This is a genomic window from Rhizobium sp. Nf11,1 (assembly GCF_050587665.1).
Taxonomy (GTDB): Bacteria; Pseudomonadota; Alphaproteobacteria; order Rhizobiales; family Rhizobiaceae; genus Rhizobium.
In genome coordinates, this window is sequence record NZ_JBOBHU010000019.1 from 57,167 (window position 1) to 76,825 (window position 19,659).

General features: G+C 61.2%; 19 protein-coding genes. 6 read left to right on the forward strand and 13 right to left on the reverse strand.

The features are described from left to right. Positions 1-298: 298 nt before the first annotated feature. Together ACQ7C1_RS23950 and ACQ7C1_RS23955 are read right to left on the reverse strand one after the other, a co-directional pair. Positions 299-1,024: a beta-ketoacyl-ACP reductase gene (locus tag ACQ7C1_RS23950; RefSeq protein WP_064805631.1), complete on the reverse strand. Its 726-nt coding sequence runs from the start codon at positions 1,022-1,024 to the stop codon at positions 299-301. 69 nt (positions 1,025-1,093) lie between these two features. Continuing rightward, entirely contained in the window at positions 1,094-2,275 is a 1,182-nt protein-coding gene (locus ACQ7C1_RS23955; protein ID WP_430960041.1) for an acetyl-CoA C-acetyltransferase, read from the reverse strand. Between the two features lie 238 nt (positions 2,276-2,513). Here ACQ7C1_RS23955 and phaR point away from each other — a divergent pair, with 238 nt between their 5' ends. Further along, entirely contained in the window at positions 2,514-3,089 is a 576-nt protein-coding gene (gene phaR / locus ACQ7C1_RS23960) for a polyhydroxyalkanoate synthesis repressor PhaR (RefSeq protein ID WP_430960042.1), read from the forward strand. On the opposite strand, the gene ACQ7C1_RS23965 is transcribed toward phaR, so the two are convergent. The 5 genes from ACQ7C1_RS23965 to mtgA all read right to left on the reverse strand — a co-directional run bounded on the left by ACQ7C1_RS23965 (position 3,084) and on the right by mtgA (position 6,190). After that, complete coding sequence (locus tag ACQ7C1_RS23965; protein WP_085779816.1) at positions 3,084-3,491, reverse strand: hypothetical protein; 408 nt, start codon at positions 3,489-3,491, stop codon at positions 3,084-3,086. The two genes, phaR and ACQ7C1_RS23965, sit on opposite strands and share 6 nt — an antisense overlap. Positions 3,492-3,631: 140 nt before the next feature. Then, entirely contained in the window at positions 3,632-3,817 is a 186-nt protein-coding gene (gene rpmF, locus ACQ7C1_RS23970; protein ID WP_085779815.1) for a 50S ribosomal protein L32, read from the reverse strand. A 155-nt stretch (positions 3,818-3,972) separates the two neighbouring features. Further along, a complete protein-coding gene (locus ACQ7C1_RS23975; protein ID WP_430960043.1) occupies positions 3,973-4,620 on the reverse strand; it encodes a glutathione S-transferase family protein in 648 nt (215 codons plus the stop codon). Positions 4,621-4,633: 13 nt separating this feature from the next. Then, complete coding sequence (locus ACQ7C1_RS23980; protein ID WP_430960044.1) at positions 4,634-5,356, reverse strand: DUF1868 domain-containing protein; 723 nt, start codon at positions 5,354-5,356, stop codon at positions 4,634-4,636. A gap of 96 nt (positions 5,357-5,452) precedes the next feature. Beyond that, entirely contained in the window at positions 5,453-6,190 is a 738-nt protein-coding gene (gene mtgA, locus ACQ7C1_RS23985) for a monofunctional biosynthetic peptidoglycan transglycosylase (RefSeq protein WP_430960045.1), read from the reverse strand. 134 nt (positions 6,191-6,324) lie between these two features. Here mtgA and ACQ7C1_RS23990 point away from each other — a divergent pair, with 134 nt between their 5' ends. Next, the gene (locus tag ACQ7C1_RS23990) at positions 6,325-7,239 is read left to right on the forward strand and encodes a polyprenyl synthetase family protein (protein WP_430960046.1); all 915 of its coding nucleotides are present in this window, start codon (positions 6,325-6,327) and stop codon (positions 7,237-7,239) included. Between the two features lie 8 nt (positions 7,240-7,247). Here the strand turns inward: ACQ7C1_RS23990 and hisC are convergent, their stop codons facing one another. The 4 genes from hisC to ACQ7C1_RS24010 form a co-directional block, all read right to left on the reverse strand. Further along, positions 7,248-8,309: a histidinol-phosphate transaminase gene (gene hisC, locus ACQ7C1_RS23995; RefSeq protein ID WP_430960047.1), complete on the reverse strand. Its 1,062-nt coding sequence runs from the start codon at positions 8,307-8,309 to the stop codon at positions 7,248-7,250. Between the two features lie 16 nt (positions 8,310-8,325). Then, positions 8,326-9,576 (reverse strand): flavodoxin-dependent (E)-4-hydroxy-3-methylbut-2-enyl-diphosphate synthase, encoded by a 1,251-nt coding sequence (ispG, locus tag ACQ7C1_RS24000; protein WP_430960048.1) that lies wholly within the window; start codon positions 9,574-9,576, stop codon positions 8,326-8,328. A gap of 95 nt (positions 9,577-9,671) precedes the next feature. After that, complete coding sequence (locus ACQ7C1_RS24005) at positions 9,672-10,865, reverse strand: MFS transporter (RefSeq protein ID WP_097598251.1); 1,194 nt, start codon at positions 10,863-10,865, stop codon at positions 9,672-9,674. A 64-nt stretch (positions 10,866-10,929) separates the two neighbouring features. Then, a complete protein-coding gene (locus ACQ7C1_RS24010; RefSeq protein ID WP_097598250.1) occupies positions 10,930-11,706 on the reverse strand; it encodes a DeoR/GlpR family DNA-binding transcription regulator in 777 nt (258 codons plus the stop codon). Between the two features lie 206 nt (positions 11,707-11,912). Between ACQ7C1_RS24010 and ACQ7C1_RS24015 the strand changes: the two genes are divergently transcribed. The 4 genes from ACQ7C1_RS24015 (at position 11,913) to ACQ7C1_RS24030 (ending at position 15,357) form a co-directional block, all read left to right on the forward strand. Further along, positions 11,913-12,782, forward strand: a complete 870-nt coding sequence (locus ACQ7C1_RS24015; protein WP_430960049.1) for a DMT family transporter — start codon at positions 11,913-11,915, stop codon at positions 12,780-12,782. Between the two features lie 153 nt (positions 12,783-12,935). Beyond that, a complete protein-coding gene (locus tag ACQ7C1_RS24020) occupies positions 12,936-13,709 on the forward strand; it encodes an amino acid ABC transporter substrate-binding protein (protein ID WP_430960050.1) in 774 nt (257 codons plus the stop codon). A 209-nt stretch (positions 13,710-13,918) separates the two neighbouring features. Further along, positions 13,919-14,599 carry an amino acid ABC transporter permease gene (locus ACQ7C1_RS24025; protein ID WP_097598247.1) on the forward strand — a complete coding sequence of 227 codons (681 nt, stop codon included), beginning with the start codon at positions 13,919-13,921 and terminating at the stop codon, positions 14,597-14,599. Beyond that, positions 14,596-15,357 carry an amino acid ABC transporter ATP-binding protein gene (locus ACQ7C1_RS24030; protein WP_430960051.1) on the forward strand — a complete coding sequence of 254 codons (762 nt, stop codon included), beginning with the start codon at positions 14,596-14,598 and terminating at the stop codon, positions 15,355-15,357. Before ACQ7C1_RS24025 ends, ACQ7C1_RS24030 begins: the two co-directional genes overlap by 4 nt. Before the next feature lie 56 nt (positions 15,358-15,413). Here the strand turns inward: ACQ7C1_RS24030 and ACQ7C1_RS24035 are convergent, their stop codons facing one another. Continuing rightward, positions 15,414-15,986, reverse strand: a complete 573-nt coding sequence (locus tag ACQ7C1_RS24035) for an NADPH-dependent FMN reductase (RefSeq protein ID WP_430960052.1) — start codon at positions 15,984-15,986, stop codon at positions 15,414-15,416. Between the two features lie 185 nt (positions 15,987-16,171). Continuing rightward, entirely contained in the window at positions 16,172-19,636 is a 3,465-nt protein-coding gene (pyc, locus tag ACQ7C1_RS24040; RefSeq protein WP_430960053.1) for a pyruvate carboxylase, read from the reverse strand. Positions 19,637-19,659: the final 23 nt, after the last annotated feature.

Sequence of the window (19,659 nt, forward strand, 5' to 3'; positions counted from 1 at the left end):
TAGCTTGGCGCATATTTCCTTCGTGAGCGCAGGGCAGGCACCATGGCCCGAGGCCCTGAAAGGAATATTTGCATGGACCAGATTGTCCTGAATTCCACCGTCGCCATTCTCCTCGCCGCGGCTTTTCTGACATCCGCGGTCTCAGCTCTTCGGAGAGGAGATCGCTCGCGGCAACGAATGCCTGTCAAGATTCGGGTTCAGCGAGACCGGAACACCGGCAACCGCTTCTGACCTCCCGAAAAAAGCAAAGGCGCGTCCTGCAACGCGCCTTTGCTTATCAACAAACGTTCGTCCTGTCTTAAACGAAGAACTGCCCGCCATTGGCTGTGAGCGTCGAACCGGTGATGAAGCCGGCATCGTCGGAGACGAGGAAGGTGACGCAACGCGCGATTTCTTCGGGCTCGCCGAGGCGGCCGACGGGAATCTGCGGAATGATGCGTTCATTCAGCACTTTCTCCGGCACGGCAAGCACCATTTCCGTTCCGATATAACCGGGGCAGATGGCATTGACGGTGATGTTTTTCGCCGCCCCTTCCTGGGCAAGCGCCTTGGTAAAGCCGAGATCGCCCGCCTTGGCCGCCGAATAGTTTGCCTGGCCCATCTGGCCCTTCTGGCCGTTGATCGACGAGATATTGACGATGCGGCCGAAGCTGCGGTCGCGCATGCCGCTCCAGACCTGATGCGTCATGTTGAACAGGCCGGTCAGGTTGGTGTTGATCACCTCGTGCCACTGCTGCGGCGTCATCTTGTGGAACATTGCGTCGCGGGTGATGCCGGCATTGTTGACGAGGATTTCGACCGGTCCGATCTCTCGTTCGACCTTGGTGATCCCTTCACCGCAGGCAGCGTAGTCCGAAACATCCCATTTGAATACCGCAACGCCGGTGACGTCGTGGAAGGCATGAGCCTTCTCGTCATTACCGGCATAAGTGGCCGCAACCCTGTAGCCGGCATTTTTCAGCGCCATGGATATCGCTGCGCCGATGCCGCGTGTACCTCCGGTGACCAGAGCCACTCTGCTCATGTTCCGCTCCCCCTCTGTGTTTTCGCCCGCTCGCGGCGGCATTTCAATCAATGACGGATCGTATGCTGTTTAAAGTGCTTCAAAGCACATGGCGACGCCCATGCCGCCGCCGATGCAAAGCGTGGCGAGGCCCTTCTTCGCGCCGCGGCGCTTCATCTCGAACAGCAGGGTGTTGAGAATGCGCGCGCCGGAGGCGCCGATCGGATGGCCGATCGCAATCGCGCCGCCATTGACGTTGACGATCGACGGATCCCAGCCGAGATCCTTGCTGACGGCGCAAGCCTGAGCCGCGAAGGCCTCGTTGGCCTCGACGAGATCGAGATCGTTCACAGACCAGCCGGCTTTTTCCAGCGCCTTGCGCGACGCCGGGATCGGGCCGGTGCCCATGATCGACGGATCGACGCCCGCCGTTGCCCAAGAAACGATGCGGGCAAGCGGCTGAATGCCGCGCCGGGCCGCTTCTGCCTCGCTCATCAGCACGGCGGCGGCAGCGCCGTCGTTGAGGCCGGAGGCATTGGCGGCGGTGACCGTGCCATCCTTGTCGAAGGCCGGGCGCAGCTTGCCCATCGCCTCGATCGTCGCGCCGTGGCGGATATATTCGTCGGAATCGACGGTCACGTCGCCCTTACGCGTCTGGACGAGGTAGGGGATGATCTCATCGGCAAAACGGCCAGCCTTCTGCGCGGCTTCAGCCTTGTTCTGCGAGGCGACGGCGAACTGATCCTGCTCGTCGCGCGACAGCTGCCACTGCCGCGCAATATTCTCGGCGGTTATGCCCATATGGTAGCCGTGGAAGGCATCGGTCAGGCCGTCCTTGATCATCGTGTCGACCATCTTCATGTCGCCCATCTTCACACCGCCGCGCAAATGCGCGGCATGCGGCGCCATCGACATGGATTCCTGGCCGCCGGCAACGATGATCCTCGCATCGCCGGTGGCAATCTGCTGCATGCCCAGCGCGACTGCGCGCAGGCCTGAGCCGCAGAGCTGGTTGACGCCCCAGGCCGTCGTTTCCTTCGGAAGGCCGGCCTTGATCGCTGCCTGACGGGCCGGGTTCTGGCCTTCGCCCGCGGCCAGCACTTGGCCGAGGATCACCTCATCCACCTCGCCGGCGTCGACGCCGGCACGCGCGAGCGCGCCCTTGATGACGGCCGCGCCGAGTTCATGCGCGGGGACCGTTGCAAAAGCGCCGTTGAACGAGCCGACGGCTGTCCGACCTGCGCTGGCGATGACGACGGATGAATTGCTCATGGGGAGGCTCCTCGTTTTTCGTCCCACTTACATAAGGGGAAACTGGCAAAGCTTTGAGCACAAGTCAAACGCGAAGACTGACCGCCGCGATTTTTCGGCGGCCGCCGTCAAAGCCGATTCGTTTGATCTGTTAAAGGTTTGCCGCAACGCACAAAGAGATTGTCACCGGCCTTCTTTTGCGTTTACAGTCTGTAGTGGAGGAACATCCAAAAATCAGACGGGGGTTCAGGAGGCTGATATGGCGAAGAACGAGGGTCAGATAGTCATCAAGAAATACGCCAATCGTCGCCTATACAATACAGGCACCAGCACCTACGTGACGCTGGAAGATCTGGCGGAGATGGTGAAGAAGGGCGAAGACTTTACCGTCCAGGACGCAAAAAGCGGGGACGACATCACCCATTCGGTGCTGACCCAGATCATCTTCGAGCAAGAATCGAAGACCGGCAACACACTGCTTCCGATCTCCTTCCTGCGCCAGCTGATCACCTATTACGGTGACCAGATGCAGATGGTCGTGCCGAGCTTCCTCGAACATTCGATGCGCGCCTTCAGCGAGCAGCAGTCTCAGATGCGCGAACAGGTAAACCGTGCCTTCGGCGAAACGCCGCTCGGCAAGAACCTGCAATTGCCGATGCAGATGATCGAGGACCAGGTTCGCCGCAATACCGAGCTGTTTCAGCAGGCAATGCAGATGTTCTCGCCTTTCATGACACCGCCGGCGGCCAAGGAGAGCCGCAAGGCCGAGGCCAAGGATATCGACGAGCTGAAGGAGCAGCTCCGAGCTCTCCAGAATAAACTCGACAACCTATAGGCCGATTGAGACATCCCGCCCGGCGCTTCGGATCGAAACGGCAAAACCGCCGATCACATCAATCAGAGCGATCGTCATCAAAATGAAGAACACCTGCGTCGCAGCGTCCTGGACGAGCAGAAACTCGACCAGGAAGGCGATGAAGACCAGCATCGACAATATGTGATTGAGCAGGTTGCCGGGCCCGGTTCGCGTTGCTTTCAGGATTTCGAAGAACAACACGACGAGGGCGACGACGATGAAGAGATCGCCGAGCGCCATGCTCCAGATCGCGCCCGAGAGCATCGACAGCACGATGATGTCATGCTGCAAGGCGGCGATGCCGCCGCCGCCCATCAGGCCGAGCATCGCCAGATTGTAAAGAATAAACGGAATAATCATCAGCGGCATTGCGGCTACCATCGGCAATCTCCTTGCGCAGCAAGAATACTGCCGCAAACCGCTGTCCTACTGCAAGTCGTTGCAAATATTATCTTGCCGAAATGCAAAAGGCCGGCATGAAGCCGGCCTCGAAGCTTGCGATCGGACGAGCCGGTCGGAAATTACGCGCCTTCCTTCGGCGTCAGAACCTGACGGCCGCGATACATGCCGGTCTTCAGGTCGATATGATGCGGGCGGCGCAGTTCGCCGGAATTCTTGTCTTCGACGTAGGTCGGAGCTTTCAGCGCATCAGCCGAACGGCGCATGCCGCGCTTGGACGGGCTCGTTTTTCTCTTCGGTACAGCCATTTTTCTTACTCCACTTGCGGGCAAAACATTCCTACGGCCAGACTGGCGGCCGAAACGGACATGTCGCGATTTCGGAAATTTGCGCGCTTATACATGCATGGGGCGGCCTTGACCAGTCCCCATGCATAATTTTTGCGAGGCCGATGATTCGGGCCTCAGACCTCGTCTTCCGCCACGATCCAGGGCTCAGCTCGGGCCGCCTCTTCCCATTTGCGCCAGGCTGCATGCGCTTTCATCGTCTCCATATAAGCGAGGGTATCCTCCCGACTGACCAGTTCATAGATGTCGAACCGGTTGACCACAGGCGCAAACATCGCATCCGCGCCGCTGAACGCACCAAAGAGAAACGGCCCGCCGGATTTCTGCAGAAGGTCTCGCCAGATCGTCTCGATACGGCTGGCATCGGCGTCGACGCCGTCAGGCAATGCGATCGTCCCCTTCGGCCGGCGAATATTCATCGGGCAGGCATTGCGCAGGGCTCGGAAGCCGGACAGCATTTCCATCGAAACAGAACGGGCGAGCGCCCGTTCGACACGGGCGCGCGGCCAAAGGCCGGCGTCCGGATAAAGCTCGGCCGCATATTCGATGATCGCCAGCGATTCCCAGATCTTCAACGCGCCGTGCTGCAGGACCGGCACCCGGCCACTCGGCGATATCGCCTTGATCTTGGGATTGCGGCCCGCATCATCGAAAGGGATCAGGATTTCTTCGAAATCGACGCCGGCGCTCGTCAGCGCCATCCACGGCCGGAACGACCAGGAAGAATAATTCTTGTTGGCGATGTAGAGCGTCGGTCTGTCCATAGGCCTCTCCCGTTCAGGCATCGAAATCGAAGATCAGCAGTTCGTGGAAATGGTTCATGTCCTCGTACACGCAGAATGCCGGTGGCGTCAGCTCGAAAACGGGCACTTTGCGGCTGACGTCCTCGACCACGTCGTCGAGCATCGCCTGCCAGCGCGGCAGGGCTTCGTCCTCCAGCCAGTCGATAGGATAGGCGAAAGTGACGTGGAACTTGTAGTCCGCATGGTTCGGCTGCCGATAGCCAAGAAGATCGGCAATGGCGTCGCGCCAGGCGCGCATGATCCTGCGGTCCTTCTCCGTCGCCCCATCGACAAGCAGACCCGAGGGACGAGCACCGATGACCGCGACATTGAAGGGCTCGGCCATCGAAAAACTATCGAGACGCGCGGCCAGCAGCGCGGTCATGTCGTCGATCGGCGTGTCGAGAGGGAGGTCTGCAGGCCAGCAGTCCTGCCGGCGCCTGGTCTCAATGACGCCTTCGAAAAGCGTCATGTGAAGGCTCGAGATCGGCGTGAAGAGAAATTGCGACGCCTCGGGCATCGCCAGATATTTTTCACGCGCCTCGATCAGTGCCGTGAGCGTCGTTGAACCTTTCTCGGGATGACAGACGATGGTGTTGCCGGCTTCGGGCAGGAAACCGCCGATCCTGCGATAGCGGCTGCCGAGATGGGCAGGCGGGTTTTGATTGTGCGTCTTCGAGTAAAGGAGAAGTTCGGGAGAAAAGGTCGGGGCGGTCATGGGCGATTCGAGGGCTCTGATTGAACTGCATTCGCCCATATGGCAGAACCAAGAATGGCAGATGACGCCCACCGCTTCTAATGACAAGTTGTGATCTTATTCATAGATGCACTTGATGTAATCGCCTGAGCCCTGCGCACGCCTCTCGATGACGCCGGCAAGCCGGCGAAGGCCTCGTCCGGGCTTCCCGGCATTGCGGTCGATCGGGTTGGGCAGCGAAACGGCGAGCAGCGATGCCTGGCGTCGCGTCAGCTTCGAGGCCGGCACCTTGAAATGATGCTGGGCGGCGGCCTCGATGCCGTAAATGCCGGGGCCCCATTCGGCGATATTGAGATAGATTTCCATCAGCCGCCGTTTCGACAGGACGAAATCCGTGGTGACGGCGAGGGGAAGCTCCATCGCCTTGCGCACGAAGGAGCGGCTGTTCCAGAGGAAGAGGTTCTTGGCCGTCTGCATCGGGATTGTGCTGCCGCCGCGTGTCGCCTGACCTTTCAGCGTGTCCTCGACCAGCATCCGCATCTCTGCCCAGTCGACGCCGCCGTGGAAGCAATATTGACCGTCTTCCGACATCATCACCGATTGCACCAGGACCGGAGAGATCTCATCCAGCGACACCCATCTGCGGTCATAGCCGCGCAGCAGCACCAGATCGCGCAGCATCAGCGTCGAGACGGGATGGATGAAGGGCAGCAGGTAGAGGAAGATCAGTGCGTAAGGAAGGATCAGCACGGCCAGAACGGCAAGACCGACGCGTCTCAGCACAGGCCGATCTTCGAACAATCGCCGACGGGCCGGCATGTCGGCGATATCCTCTCTCTCCGTCGCTATGTCCAATGTCCCCAGCCCATTTCTCTCCCTTTCGTTCTCATAACGCCTGTGAGCCGCTTATGCCAGAGGACAAGGGAAATCTTGCGGCAGTCATCGACAATTCCGTTGCAAGCCCCGATGCCCCATGCCAAACAGCGCCCATGGACGCGAACCGGAACACTTTCGAGACGAGGCTTAGCAACAACGCCCGCGAAATCGAGGCGCTGCTCGATACATTGCTTTCGCCGAGCCCTCTTTCCGATGAAATCGTCAGGCCTGACACCCTGCGCAGCGCCATGCATTATGCCGTGCTGAATGGGGGCAAGCGATTGCGCCCATTCCTTGTGGCCGAAAGTACGGCCCTTCTCGGCGGCGATGTACAGGCGGCCCTTCGGGTCGGCGCCGCACTCGAATGCGTGCACTGCTATTCTCTCGTGCATGACGACCTGCCGGCCATGGACGATGACGACCTGCGCCGCGGCAAACCGACAGTGCACATCAAGTTCGATGAAGCCACCGCAATCCTCGCCGGCGACAGCCTGCTGACCTATGCTTTCGACATCGTTGCCGCGCCGGAAACCGCCCTTCCCGATACGAGCAAAGCGGCGTTGGTGCTGGCGCTCGCCCGCGCAGCAGGTCTCGGCGGCATGGCCGGCGGCCAGGCCCTCGATCTGGCGGCGGAAAAGCAGGCGCCCGACGAAGCCGGCATCATCCGTCTTCAGGCGATGAAAACAGGCGCGCTGATCCGCTTCGCCTGCGAGGCGGGCGCCATTATCGCGGCAAGCCCGCCCGAAGATCGCCGCCGCCTGCGTGCCTTTGGCGAAAAGATCGGCCTCGCCTTCCAACTCGCCGACGACATCCTCGACCTGACCTCGGATGCTGAGACCATGGGCAAGGCGACCGGCAAGGATGCGGCCCGCGGCAAGGGAACGCTGGTGGCGCTTCACGGCGTGGAATGGGCCGAGACCGAGCTCCGCCGGCATGTGCGCGAGGCCGAGGATCTGCTCGCCCCCTACGGGGGGCGCGCCTCCACCCTCACCGCCGCTGCGCATTTCATCGCCGACCGCAAGAGCTGAGGCGAAGGTCAGGCCGCCAATATCTCTTTGAGGGCGGAAACCAGGCGGGCGCATTCCTCGTCGGTGCCGATGCTGATGCGCAGGAATTCCGAAATGCGCGGCTCGGCGAAACGCCGGACGAGCACGCCACGCTCCCGCAGCTCAGTCAGAAGTGCAGCGCCCGGCCGGCCTGCGTGCCTCGCAAATATGAAATTCGCCTGCGACGGCAGCACCTCGAAATCCAGCGCCTCAAGCTCCCGGACGAGGTTTTCCCGGCTGGCGATGATTTTCCGCCGGCATGTCTCGAACCAAGCCTCGTCTCTGATCGCCGCCGTCGCCCCGACCTGTGCCAGGCGATCGAGCGGATGGGAATTGAAGCTGTCCTTGACGCGCACCAGCGCCTCGATCAGGTCCCGGTGCCCCAGTGCGAAGCCAACGCGCAGACCTGCGAACGAACGAGATTTCGACAAGGTCTGGATGACCAAAAGGTTCGGATAGCGAGAAATGAGCGGCACTGCGCTTTCGCCGCCGAAATCGACATAGGCCTCGTCGATCACGACTAACGCATCCGGATGAGCAGCAAGAAGCGTCTCGATCCCGGTCCGCGGCAAGCCTATACCCGTCGGAGCATTCGGATTGGGGATGATGATGGCGCCGCAAGGTCTGGCGTAATCCGACAGCCGGATCCGGAACTGATCGTCGAGCGGTATCTCGATAGTCTCGATGCCATATAGCAGGCTATAGGTCGGATAGAAGCTGTAAGTCACATCTGGATAGAGAAGCGGCAGATCGTGGTTCAGCAGCGCCTGGAACGTATGGGCGAGAACCTCGTCGGAGCCGTTGCCGACGAACACTTGTTCGCTCGTCAGCCCGAAACGGGCAGCGATCGCCTCGCGCAACTCGGTGGCGGCGGGATCGGGGTAGAGCCGCAGATGGTCGTCCGTCGCTTGCCTGATCGCCTCGATCGCCTTTGGGGACGGTCCGTAGGGATTCTCATTGGTGTTGAGCTTGACCAGGCCGGGAATACGAGGCTGCTCCCCCGCGACATAGGGCCGAAGCTTGCTGACAATATCAGACCAATACCGGCTCATTCTAACGCGCGGGCCTTCATTCCGCAGCCGTCCGCTGGCCGAAGCGCTTCTCGATATAGTCGACGACAAGCGCCTCGAAGTCGGAGGCGATATTGGGGCCGCGCAGTGTCAGCGCCTTCTTGCCGTCGATAAAAACGGGAGCGGCCGGAGTCTCGCCGGTACCGGGAAGCGAGATGCCGATATCGGCATGTTTGCTTTCGCCCGGTCCGTTGACAATGCAGCCCATGACGGCGACGTTCAGCGCCTCGACGCCGGGATATTTCTCGCGCCAGACCGGCATGTTCTTGCGGATGTCGTTCTGGATGTTCTGCGCCAGCTCCTGGAACACCGTCGAGGTCGTGCGCCCGCAGCCGGGACAGGCGGCCACGACGGGCACGAACTGCCGGAAGCCCATGACCTGCAGGATTTCCTGCGCCACCTGGACCTCGCGGGTGCGATCGCCGTTCGGCTCGGGCGTCAGCGACACGCGGATCGTATCGCCGATGCCGTGCTGCAGCACGAAGCCCATCGCCGCCGACGAGGCGACGATTCCCTTGCTGCCCATGCCGGCCTCGGTGAGGCCGAGATGCAGCGCGTGATCGGAACGTTCGGCGAGCATGGAATTGACGGCGATCAGGTCCTGCACCTGGCTGACCTTGGCCGACAGGATGATGCGGTTGCGCGGCAGGCCGATTTCCTCGGCAAGGGCGGCCGAAAGCAGTGCCGACTGCACGATCGCCTCGCGCGTCACCTGCCGGGCCGACAGCGGCGAGCCGGCCTCGGCGTTCTGGTCCATCAGCGCCGTCAACAGGTCCTGATCGAGCGAGCCCCAGTTGACGCCGATGCGTACCGGCTTGTCAAAGCGGATCGCCATCTCGATGATCTCGGCGAACTGCTTGTCCTTCTTGTCCTTGAAGCCGACATTGCCGGGATTGATGCGATATTTCGCCAACGCCTCGGCGCAGGCAGGATGATCGGCAAGCAGCTTGTGGCCGATATAATGGAAGTCGCCGATCAGCGGCACGTCCATGCCGAGCCGCAGCAGCCGCTCGCGGATTTTCGGCACGGCGGCGGCACTCTCGTCGCGGTCGACGGTGATACGCACCAGTTCCGAACCCGCCCGGTGCAGGGCTGCGACTTGCGCAACGGTCGAATCGATATCGGCGGTATCCGTATTCGTCATCGATTGCACGACAATCGGCGCACCACCGCCGACAATGACGCCGCCGACATTGACGGCGACGGAAGCGCGGCGCGGTTTCGGATCAAAATCGGCGGCTGACAACATGCAGAGTTCTTGCACCCCTAGAAACAGTGCCTTTCAGGTGGATCAAGCCCGGTTCCTTGTCAACCGCCGACTATATCACTTTTGTTTGGAGGCGCTCAGTGGCCGCCTCCGGAGACCCCATCGGCATAATGGGCCAGCTTGGAGAACATGAGAACGAACAGCAGCAGCACCGGCAGCGCCATGAAGACGACGGCAAAGCCGATATGTTCGGCAACGAAGCCGATCACCGACGGCGCGACCAGCATGCCGGAATAGCCCATCGTCGTAACCACCGAGATGCCGATGCCGGGTTTGAGACCGGGTATATTGCCCGCAGCCGAGAAAGCGATCGGCACCATGTTTGAAATGCCGATGCCGCAAAGCGCAAAGCCCAGAATGGCGATCTCAGCGTCCGGCGCAAGGCTCGCAAGCAACATGCCGACGATGGCAAAGAGCGTGCAGATGCGCAGTGTCTTGACCCCTCCGAGGCGGTCGCGCACCAGGTCGCCGGCAAAGCGCATGGTCGCCATGGTCGCCGAAAAGGCTGCGAAACCGAGACCGGAAAGCGCCACCGACGCATCCATGTCCTGCCGGAGATAGAGCGCACCCCAATCCAGAACCGCGCCTTCCGGCACCATGGAGAACAGCGCCATCAAGCCGAGCAGCCACGGCAGCGGCACCATCGGCAGCCTCGTCTTCTCCTTTTTCGCATCGGGATGGGGTGGATCCGCAAGGATCATCGGCCAGGCGACAGCGAGGAAGATCGCCGCCAGCGCAGTCGCGAGCTGGGCATGGCCGAGAACGCCGAGTTTGGCAATCACGATGCCGCCGAGGCCCGAGCCGATCAAGCCGCCGAGGCTCCAGAAAGCATGGCAGGATGACATGATGGCCCGCCGCATGGATTTTTCGACGGACACCGCATTGGCGTTCATCGCCACATCCATGGCGCCGATGAAGCCGCCGAACAGGAAGAGCGAGATTGCCGCGGTAAACACATTCGGCGCGAGCGTCAGAGCCAGGAGCAGCGGCAGCACGCAGACGGCGGTTGCCCGTACAACGACGCGAGAGCCGTGCCTGGCGATCTGCGCGCCGGCGATCGGCATCATGACCAGCGAGCCGACACCGAAGACGATGATCATCAGCCCAAGCTCGAACTTGCTCAGCCCGAGACGCTCGGCAAAATCCGGAATCTTCGGTGCCCAGCAGCCGACGACAAAGCCGTTCATGAGAAAGAGCAGGGAAACCGCTGCCCTGCTTCTGGTAATGAAGCCGCTGCGGACCCCCGACGGCGCATTCACATGACTGTCCATTTTCGGTCTTTCCTCGCTAACGGGCTTGGGAGCGCCCGCTTTTTCTAAACTCCGTGACGACGGCTCAGTTCGTTTTTTCGGCGATGACGGTCCGGCAGCCGCGCTCGCGATAACCCGCAAGAATGGCGGGATCGGCATCGTGCTCGACGACCAGGCATTCGCAATGCGCAACCGGAAGGATGCTGTGGGGCGCAGCCGTGCCGAATTTCTCCGAAGTTACTGCCGCCATAACCCTTTTGCTTCTCGATGTTGCAAACCGCTTGAATTCCGCATCCTCGAATCCGAAGGTGGTGATGCCGGCCTCGAGATCGATGCCGCAGGCGCCGAGAATGCAGAGATCGGGCGAAATCTGCTCCATATCCCGCAAGGCCTTTGCGCCGAGCGCTCCACCTGTCTGCCGGTCCATCATGCCGCCGATCAGGATGACGTTGACGGCGGGCTTGTCGATCAGCGCTGCTGCAATCACCGGCGCATTGGTCGCAGCCGTCAGTTCAAGTTCGGCAGGCAGGGCGTTGGCAATCGCCAGATTGGTGCTGCCGGCATCGAAGAACACGCACGAACCGGCAGTGATCTGCTTCGCGGCAGCCCGCGCCAAGGCCTGCTTGCGGTCGGCGGCAAATCCCGTGCGCTGCGTCAGGCTTCCATGCGCCGGCGAAACCGGCAGCGCGCCCCCATAGACCCGCTCGCAGAGGCCCGCCGCCGCCATCTCACGCAGGTCGCGCCGCACCGTATCCTCGGAGACGCCGAATTCGAGCGCAAGTTCCGCCGCCAGCACGCGGCCATTCAGCCGCAGCCGTTCGGAAATGACGCCTTGGCGCTCTCGTAACAGAAAATCCTGCATGTTCCTGCCGAATCTGCGTGTGAAGTATGGACAACGTGCATAACCGTTTACGACCGTGCAGGCAATATGCGCGATCACACGTTTTCTGACGCGGTGATACAAAGCGCCACCACCGGGCGAACTTACTATTGACCGGCCCAGTAGGCAGGATTATCGATTCACTATTCCCGATTCCCGCAGGCAAACCCGCCCCCTGGTGCGTCCCCGTGAAAAATTCCGTCAGCCTGGGCATTCTGCTCACGAGCCTCGCCTACATGGCGTTCACGTTCCATGATGCGATCATCAAGATTCTGACTTCAAGCATTCCCGTCTGGCAGATCCTGTTTTTCCGCAGCCTGACGATCCTGCTCGGTTGTCTCGCCTATGGTCGCGTCAGGCTCATCCGTCAGACAATGACATCGCCGATCATCAAACCAATGATTGCCCGCAGTATCCTTCTCCTTTGCGCGTGGCTTTCCTACTACTCCGCCGCAAGCCGCCTGCAACTGGCCGAAGTCACCACGCTTTATTACGCCGCACCCGTCGTCGGCACCTTGCTTGCATGGTTCGTTCTGAAGGAGGACGTCATGCCAGCGCGATGGCTGGCCGTTGGCGTCGGTTTCGTCGGCGTGCTCATCGCCTGCGACCCGATCGGTCTCACTGTTTCCTGGCCCGTGTATCTGGCGCTACAGGCGGCGGTCCTCTGGGCGGCGGCCATGGTGCTGCTGCGCAAGACCTCGCTGCACGAAAAGACCATCGTCCAGCTTGCGGTTTCGAACGTCTTTTTCCTCGCCATGACGGGCATTGCCGTTCTTTACACTTGGCAGACACCCGACATGACGCAGTTGGCGCTTCTCATCGCAACCGGCGTAGTCGCCGGCTGTGCGCAGTTCGCCCTCTTCGAGGGAATGCGACAAGCACCCGTCTCCGTGCTTGCGCCGTTCGAATATACTTCCCTCGTCTGGGCCTTCGTCCTCGGCGATCTGATCTGGGGCGATATCCCACCGCCGAATGTCGCCGGCGGCGCGGCGATGATCCTCGGCGCCGGTTTGATCATCATCGTCAGCGAAAGGCTGCGCCGCCGGGCCGCGGTGTGATGCCCGTTTCCATGGAATTGATGCTTCAGAAGACGGCTTGAGAAAAATATTCGCAGTTGCCGCTTTTATTCGCAGTTTTCTACGCTTCCGGCGCCCTAGTTTTCTGCAAAGTATCGCTCATCCGATCGCAACTTCCCAAGGATGGATAGAACAATGAACTGGTTGAAAACCGTCGCCGCCGCTGCCCTTATTCAGGCCGCAGCCCTCCTGCCCGCCCATGCGGGCGAAAACCTCGCCGCCATCAAATCGGCCGGCGTCTTCAAGATCGGCACCGAGGGCACCTATGCGCCCTTCACCTATCATGACGAAAGCGGCAAGCTCGTCGGCTTCGACGTGGAGATCGGCGAAGCCATCGCCGCCAAGCTCGGCGTCAAGGCCGAGTTCGTCGAAGGCAAGTGGGACGGCCTGATCGCCGGCCTCGACGCCAAGCGTTACGACACCGTCATCAACCAGGTCGGCATCACCGAAGCCCGCAAGCAGAAATATGATTTCTCCGAACCCTATATCGCTTCCAAGGCCGTGCTCATCGTTCGCGAGGGCGACGACAGCATCAAGACCTTTGCCGACCTGAAGGGCAAGAAATCAGCCCAGTCACTGACCAGCAACTTCGGCAAGATCGCCACCGAATCCGGGGCCGAGCTCGTCGGCACGGACGGTTTCGACCAGTCGATCCAGCTTGTGCTGACCAAACGCGCCGATGCGACGATCAACGACAGCCTGTCCTTCCTCGACTTCAAGAAGCACAAGCCGGACGCGCCGGTAAAGATCGCCGCCGAGCAGGAAAATGCCGATTACTCCGGCATCATCATCCGCAAGAACGAGCCGGAACTGCTGGAAGCGATCAACAAGGCGCTCGCCGATATCAAGGCCGACGGCACTTACAAGAAGATCGCCGACAAATATTTCGGCCAGGACGTCTCGAAGTAAGCTTCGTCTAAAAAACTCCCCTCCCTCCCCACAAAGGGGAGGGGCTTTGGCCGGGGGACCGCCTCACCTCAAAATAGACGTCCCGACTTGCAGCTCGGTGGTCATTTCATGCAGCGCGGGAGGCAGATTAAGTCCCTGCCCCTTGTGGGAAGCGGTTGGGGAGGGGTAATTCGAAGTATTGCTGCTCAACCGACGAGAGGGAATATCCCTTGCCGCACTGGCTCCAACTGATGGCGGAATCGCTTCCCTCGCTCCTCTGGGCGGGATTGATCTTCACCATTCCACTGACGCTGCTCTCCTTCGTCTTTGGTCTGATCCTCGGCCTGATCACGGCGATCGCCCGCCTTTTCGGCCCGACGCCCGTCGCGGCGATTGCCCGTTTCTATGTCTGGGTCATTCGCGGCACGCCGCTGCTCGTCCAGCTCTTCGTCATCTTTTACGGGCTGCCGAGCATCGGCATCCTGCTCGACGCCTTTCCTGCCGCCCTGATCGGCTTTACCCTGAATATCGGCGCCTACAGCTCCGAAATCATCCGCGCGGTCATCTCCTCCGTGCCGAAGGGCCAGTGGGAAGCGGCCTATTCGATCGGCATGAGCTGGCGCCAGGCGATGAGCCGGACGATCCTGCCGCAGGCCGGCCGCGTCGCCGTGCCACCTCTGTCGAATACCTTCATCTCGCTGGTCAAGGATACCTCGCTTGCCGCCGCCATCACCGTGCCGGAGCTCTTCCAGGCGGCACAACGCATCGTCGCCACCACCTACGAGCCGCTGATCCTTTATATCGAGGCGGCGCTGATCTATCTCGTCCTCAGCTCCGTCCTCTCGCAGCTGCAGGTGCGACTGGAACGCCGTTTCGCGCGTTATGGCGGCATGCTGGAGGCAAACGCATGATCGAGCTTTCCAACATCGAAAAGCGCTTCGGTGATGCCGTCATTCTGAAGGATATCAGCATCCGCATTCCCGAGGGCAGCGTCACCGCTCTCGTCGGGCCGTCCGGTGGTGGCAAGAGCACGCTACTGCGCTGCATCAACCTGCTCGAAATCCCGACATCAGGCGGGATCCGCCTCGGTGAGGAAGAGCTTTCCTTCGCGCCCGGCAAACGCTTGGGATGGCAGGCGATCCAGAAAATCCGCCGTCAGACCGGCATGGTCTTCCAGAATTTCCAGCTCTTCCCGCATCAGACCGCGATCGAAAACGTCATGGAAGGTCTGGTCACGGTGCTGAAATGGCCGAAGGAGCAAGCGCGCGAACGCGCCATGGAACTGCTGACCAAGGTCGGAATGGCGCACAAGACCGATGCCTGGCCCTCGACCTTATCGGGTGGTCAGCAGCAACGCGTGGCAATCGCTCGGGCGCTTGCGCCGTCGCCGCGGGTGCTTCTCTGCGACGAGCCGACCTCGGCGCTCGATCCGGAACTTTCGGCGGAAGTGGTCGATGTGCTGGGCCAGCTTGCCCGCGAAGGCACGACGATGGTCATGGCCACCCATGATCTCCGACTCGCCTCGAAAATCGCCAACGACGTCGTCTTCCTGGAAGCCGGGAGCGTGGTCGAAACCGGCAGTGCGAAAGCTATTTTCAGCGCGCCTAAGCGCGAGCGTACCAAGCGCTTCATCTCGACGATCAACGCCGCCCATACATACGACATCTGAACTGTCTCACGTGAATCGTGATTCACGTGAGACGCTTTTGATTTAAGCGGCCTGCCTCAGGCCGAGGTGACGACCGAACGCGCCGCCTTCAACGCGTTGCCCCACCAGACGAGCTGATCGAGCTGGTTCTTGGCCGCCTCGTTGAGGTGCGGGTAATCGCCAAGGCTCTTACCTTCCTTGAGCACGCTCAGATATTCGCTGAAAGCGATGTGCACGCCCGTTTTCACCGAGGCGGCGCCCATTTCCACAAAGATCAGCCGAAGCTGCTCGACGGCGCGCGCACCGCCAACGCCGCCGTAACCGACGAAGGCGACTGGCTTCTGAATGAACTCGCCGAGATCGATTGCGTTCTTCAGAACCGCCGTCGGCGCATGATTGTACTCGGCAACGGTGAATATGTAGCCGTCGAATTCGCGCAGCTTCTTCTTCCAGCGCTCGGCGGTGTCGCTTTCTGCCGTGGTGGCGCGCTCTTCGCCGAAGAAATGCATGGGATAGTCGAGAAGATCGAGAACCTCGACTTCCAGATCGGAGCGCTGGCCGACGAGCGCGGCAATCCATTTTGCCGGATGTTCGGCGAAACGCCCAATACGAGTGCTGCCGACAATGACGGCGATCTTCAATTTGCTCATGAAATCGTTTCCTGATTGATCTTGGGAGGGGCAGGCAGGCAAGTCTACGAAAAAGCCTCCCCGCCGGGCAAGGCGAGGAGGCCATTCGCTTTTCGAAAAACGCGGCCTTTTAACAGCCTAGTTCTACACAATCGGGTGATTAGCCCGATCTAAGGAGGGCGGACGAAACCTTTCGTGCCGCTCGCTCATCCGCCGTAAACCACCAGCAGGTCCTTTGCGTCGATCTGGTCGCCGGCTTTGACCAGCACTTCGGCAATGGTGCCGTCCTTTTCCGCATGGATGGCGGTTTCCATCTTCATCGCCTCGATGGAGACGAGCACGTCGCCGGCGCTGACCGCCTGGCCCGGCGAGGCGAAGACGCGGCTGATGACGCCGGGCATCGGCGCGCCGACATGGGCGGCGTTGCCGACCTCGGCCTTGCGGCGCACGGCAGCGCCCGTCGCCCCATGGGCCCGATCGGGCACCTTGATGCGGCGCGGCTGGCCGTTGAGTTCGAAGAAGACAGTGACCATGCCCTGGCTGTCGGTTGCGCTCATCGCCTGGTTGACGATAACGAGCGTCTTGCCCTTCTCGATGTCGGCGAACAGTTCCTCGCCGTCCGCCAACCCGTAGAAATAGGCGGGCGTCGGCAGCACCGAAACCGGGCCGTAGGTATCCGAAGCAAGCGCAAAGTCGGTGAAGACCTTCGGATACATCAGATAGGAAGCGAATTCGAAGTCGCTGACTTCGCGCTCCAGCTTCTTCTCGATGACCTTGCGTTCCGCATCGAGATCGGCGGCCTTCAGCAGTGAGCCTGGACGCACCGTATAAGGTTTTTCGCCCTTCAATGCCTTCTTCTGCAGCGCTTCCGGCCATCCAGACGGTGGCTGGCCGAGATCGCCCTTCAGCATCGACACCACCGATTCCGGGAAGGAAACCTCGCGGTCGGGGCTGACGACATCGGCAACGGTCAAGTCCTGGGAGACCATCATCAGCGCCATGTCGCCAACGACCTTGGAGGAGGGCGTCACCTTGACGATATCGCCGAACATCTGGTTGGCGTCGGCATAGGCCTGCGCCACTTGATGCCAGCGGGTTTCCAGCCCCAGCGAGCGGGCCTGCTCCTTCAGGTTGGTGAACTGGCCGCCCGGCATCTCGTGGAGATAGACTTCGGAGGCTGGCCCTTTTAGATCGCTTTCGAAGGCGGCATACTGGTTGCGCACCGCTTCCCAATAGAAGGAGATACGGCGGATCCATTCCGGATCGAGACCAGGGTCGCGCTCGGAGCCGGAGAGCGCCTCGACGATCGAGCCGAGACAGGGCTGCGATGTATTGCCGGACAACGCATCCATTGCCGCATCGACGGCATCGACGCCGGCTTCGACCGCGGCAAGAACCGTTGCCGCCGCAATGCCCGAGGTATCATGCGTGTGGAAGTGGATCGGCAGACCGGTCGCCTCGCGCAGCGCCTTGAACAGAACCTTCGCCGCCGCAGGCTTCAACAGGCCCGCCATGTCCTTCACAGCGATGATATGGGCGCCGGCCTTTTCGAGCTCGACGGCAAGGTCGGTATAATACTTCAGGTCATACTTCGGCCGCGCCGAATTCAGGATGTCGCCGGTATAGCAGATCGCCGCTTCGCAGAGCTTGTTCTCCTCGGCAATGGCATCCATCGATACCCGCATATTCTCCACCCAGTTCAGGCAGTCGAAGACGCGGAAGAGATCGATGCCGCCCTTGGCGGCCTGGCGGACGAAGTATTTGACGACATTGTCGGGATAGTTGGTGTAGCCCACACCGTTGGCGCCGCGCAGCAGCATCTGCAGGAGCAGGTTCGGCGCCCCCTCGCGGATCAGCGCCAACCGCTCCCACGGATCTTCCGTGAGGAATCGCATCGAGACGTCGAAGGTGGCGCCGCCCCAGCATTCGAGCGAGAGCAGGTTCGGCAGCGCATGCGCATAGGTGCCGGCAATGCGGGCAATGTCATAGGTGCGCATGCGGGTGGCGAGCAGCGACTGGTGGCCGTCGCGCATCGTCGTGTCGGTCAGAAGCACCCGCTTCTCCTTGCGCATCCACTCGCCGAACTTCTTCGGACCAAGCGTGTCGAGAAGCTGCTTCGTGCCGTCCTTCACCCCATTGCCATTGGCATAGGGCACCACCGGCTTGGCGGCATTTTCCTGCGGCTTCGGCCGGTCCTTGGCCTCGGGATGGCCGTTGACGGTGACGTCGGCGAGATAGGTCAGGAGTTTCGTCGCGCGGTCCTGGCGCTTGACCTGCTGGAAGAGCTCCGGCGTCGTGTCGATGAAGCGGGTGGTGTAGCTGTTGTCGCGGAATTTCGGATGGCCGATGATTGCTTCGAGGAAGGTCAGATTGGTGGCGACGCCGCGGATACGGAATTCCCGCAGCGCCCGGTCCATGCGGGAAATGGCTTCCAGCGGGTTCGGCGCCCAGGCCGTGACCTTGACGAGCAGCGGATCGTAATAGCGGGTGATGATGGCGCCGGAATAGGAGGTGCCGCCGTCAAGGCGGATGCCGAAGCCGGAGGCCGAACGGTAGGCGGTGATGCGGCCGTAATCCGGAATGAAATTATGCTCCGGATCTTCCGTCGTCACGCGGCACTGCAGGGCGTGACCGTTGAGACGGATGTCTTCCTGCTTCGGCACACCGGATTGCGGCGTGCCGATGGCGAAGCCGTCGAGGATGTGGATCTGCGCCTTGACGATATCGATGCCGGTGACGACTTCGGTCACCGTATGCTCGACCTGGATGCGCGGATTGACTTCGATGAAGTAGAATTTGCCGGTATCGGCGTCCATTAGATATTCGACGGTGCCGGCGCCGATATAGTTCGTCGCCTCTGCGATCTTCAGCGAATAGGCGGCGAGTTCCTGGCGCTGCGCTTCGGTGAGATAGGGTGCGGGCGCGCGCTCGACGACCTTCTGATTGCGGCGCTGAACGGAACAGTCGCGCTCGAAGAGATGCACGACATTGCCGTGGGTGTCGCCGAGGATCTGGCTTTCGACGTGGCGGGCGCGCTCAACGAGCTTTTCGAGATAGACCTCATCCTTGCCGAAGGCGGCCATTGCCTCGCGCTTGGCTTCCGTCACTTCCTTGGCGAGATCGGCCTCGGAACGGATGACGCGCATGCCGCGACCGCCGCCGCCCCAAGAGGCCTTCAGCATGACGGGATAGCCGATCTCGGCGGCCATTCTGGCGACTTCCTGCATATCGTCCGGCAGCGGTTCGGTCGCCGGCACGACCGGCACGCCGACGGAGATCGCCAGATTACGCGCCGCCACCTTGTTGCCGAGCTGGCGCATCGTATCGGCCTTCGGGCCGATGAAGATGATGCCGGCCTTGTTGCAGGCATCGACGAATTCCGGGCTTTCCGACAAGAGGCCGTAGCCCGGATGGATGGCGTCGGCACCGGAAAGCTTGGCGACGCGGATCACCTCGTCGATCGACAGATAACTTTCGATCGGCCCGAGATCGCGGGCAAGATGCGGGCCGCGGCCGACCTGATAGCTCTCGTCCGCCTTGAAGCGATGTAGCGCCAGCTTGTCCTCTTCCGCCCAGATCGCCACCGTTTTTATGCCGAGCTCGTTGGCCGCGCGGAACACGCGAATGGCTATTTCGGAGCGGTTGGCAACGAGTATCTTCGATATGGGCAAAACGGTCTCCTCCGTCGTTCAGA

What these genes read in the sequence shown, in the direction of transcription:
- phaR (WP_430960042.1), top strand. Translation starts at nt 2,514, where the DNA reads ATGGCGAAGAACGAGGGTCAGATAGTCATCAAGAAATACGCCAATCGT.
- ACQ7C1_RS24010 (WP_097598250.1), bottom strand. Translation starts at nt 11,706, where the DNA reads ATGCAGGATTTTCTGTTACGAGAGCGCCAAGGCGTCATTTCCGAACGG.
- ACQ7C1_RS23965 (WP_085779816.1), bottom strand. Translation starts at nt 3,491, where the DNA reads ATGGTAGCCGCAATGCCGCTGATGATTATTCCGTTTATTCTTTACAAT.
- ACQ7C1_RS24020 (WP_430960050.1), top strand. Translation starts at nt 12,936, where the DNA reads ATGAACTGGTTGAAAACCGTCGCCGCCGCTGCCCTTATTCAGGCCGCA.
- ACQ7C1_RS24035 (WP_430960052.1), bottom strand. Translation starts at nt 15,986, where the DNA reads ATGAGCAAATTGAAGATCGCCGTCATTGTCGGCAGCACTCGTATTGGG.
- hisC (WP_430960047.1), bottom strand. Translation starts at nt 8,309, where the DNA reads ATGAGCCGGTATTGGTCTGATATTGTCAGCAAGCTTCGGCCCTATGTC.
- ACQ7C1_RS23955 (WP_430960041.1), bottom strand. Translation starts at nt 2,275, where the DNA reads ATGAGCAATTCATCCGTCGTCATCGCCAGCGCAGGTCGGACAGCCGTC.
- ACQ7C1_RS24030 (WP_430960051.1), top strand. Translation starts at nt 14,596, where the DNA reads ATGATCGAGCTTTCCAACATCGAAAAGCGCTTCGGTGATGCCGTCATT.
- ACQ7C1_RS24005 (WP_097598251.1), bottom strand. Translation starts at nt 10,865, where the DNA reads ATGGACAGTCATGTGAATGCGCCGTCGGGGGTCCGCAGCGGCTTCATT.
- ACQ7C1_RS23980 (WP_430960044.1), bottom strand. Translation starts at nt 5,356, where the DNA reads ATGACCGCCCCGACCTTTTCTCCCGAACTTCTCCTTTACTCGAAGACG.
- ACQ7C1_RS23950 (WP_064805631.1), bottom strand. Translation starts at nt 1,024, where the DNA reads ATGAGCAGAGTGGCTCTGGTCACCGGAGGTACACGCGGCATCGGCGCA.
- ACQ7C1_RS23975 (WP_430960043.1), bottom strand. Translation starts at nt 4,620, where the DNA reads ATGGACAGACCGACGCTCTACATCGCCAACAAGAATTATTCTTCCTGG.
- ispG (WP_430960048.1), bottom strand. Translation starts at nt 9,576, where the DNA reads ATGTTGTCAGCCGCCGATTTTGATCCGAAACCGCGCCGCGCTTCCGTC.
- ACQ7C1_RS23990 (WP_430960046.1), top strand. Translation starts at nt 6,325, where the DNA reads ATGGACGCGAACCGGAACACTTTCGAGACGAGGCTTAGCAACAACGCC.
- rpmF (WP_085779815.1), bottom strand. Translation starts at nt 3,817, where the DNA reads ATGGCTGTACCGAAGAGAAAAACGAGCCCGTCCAAGCGCGGCATGCGC.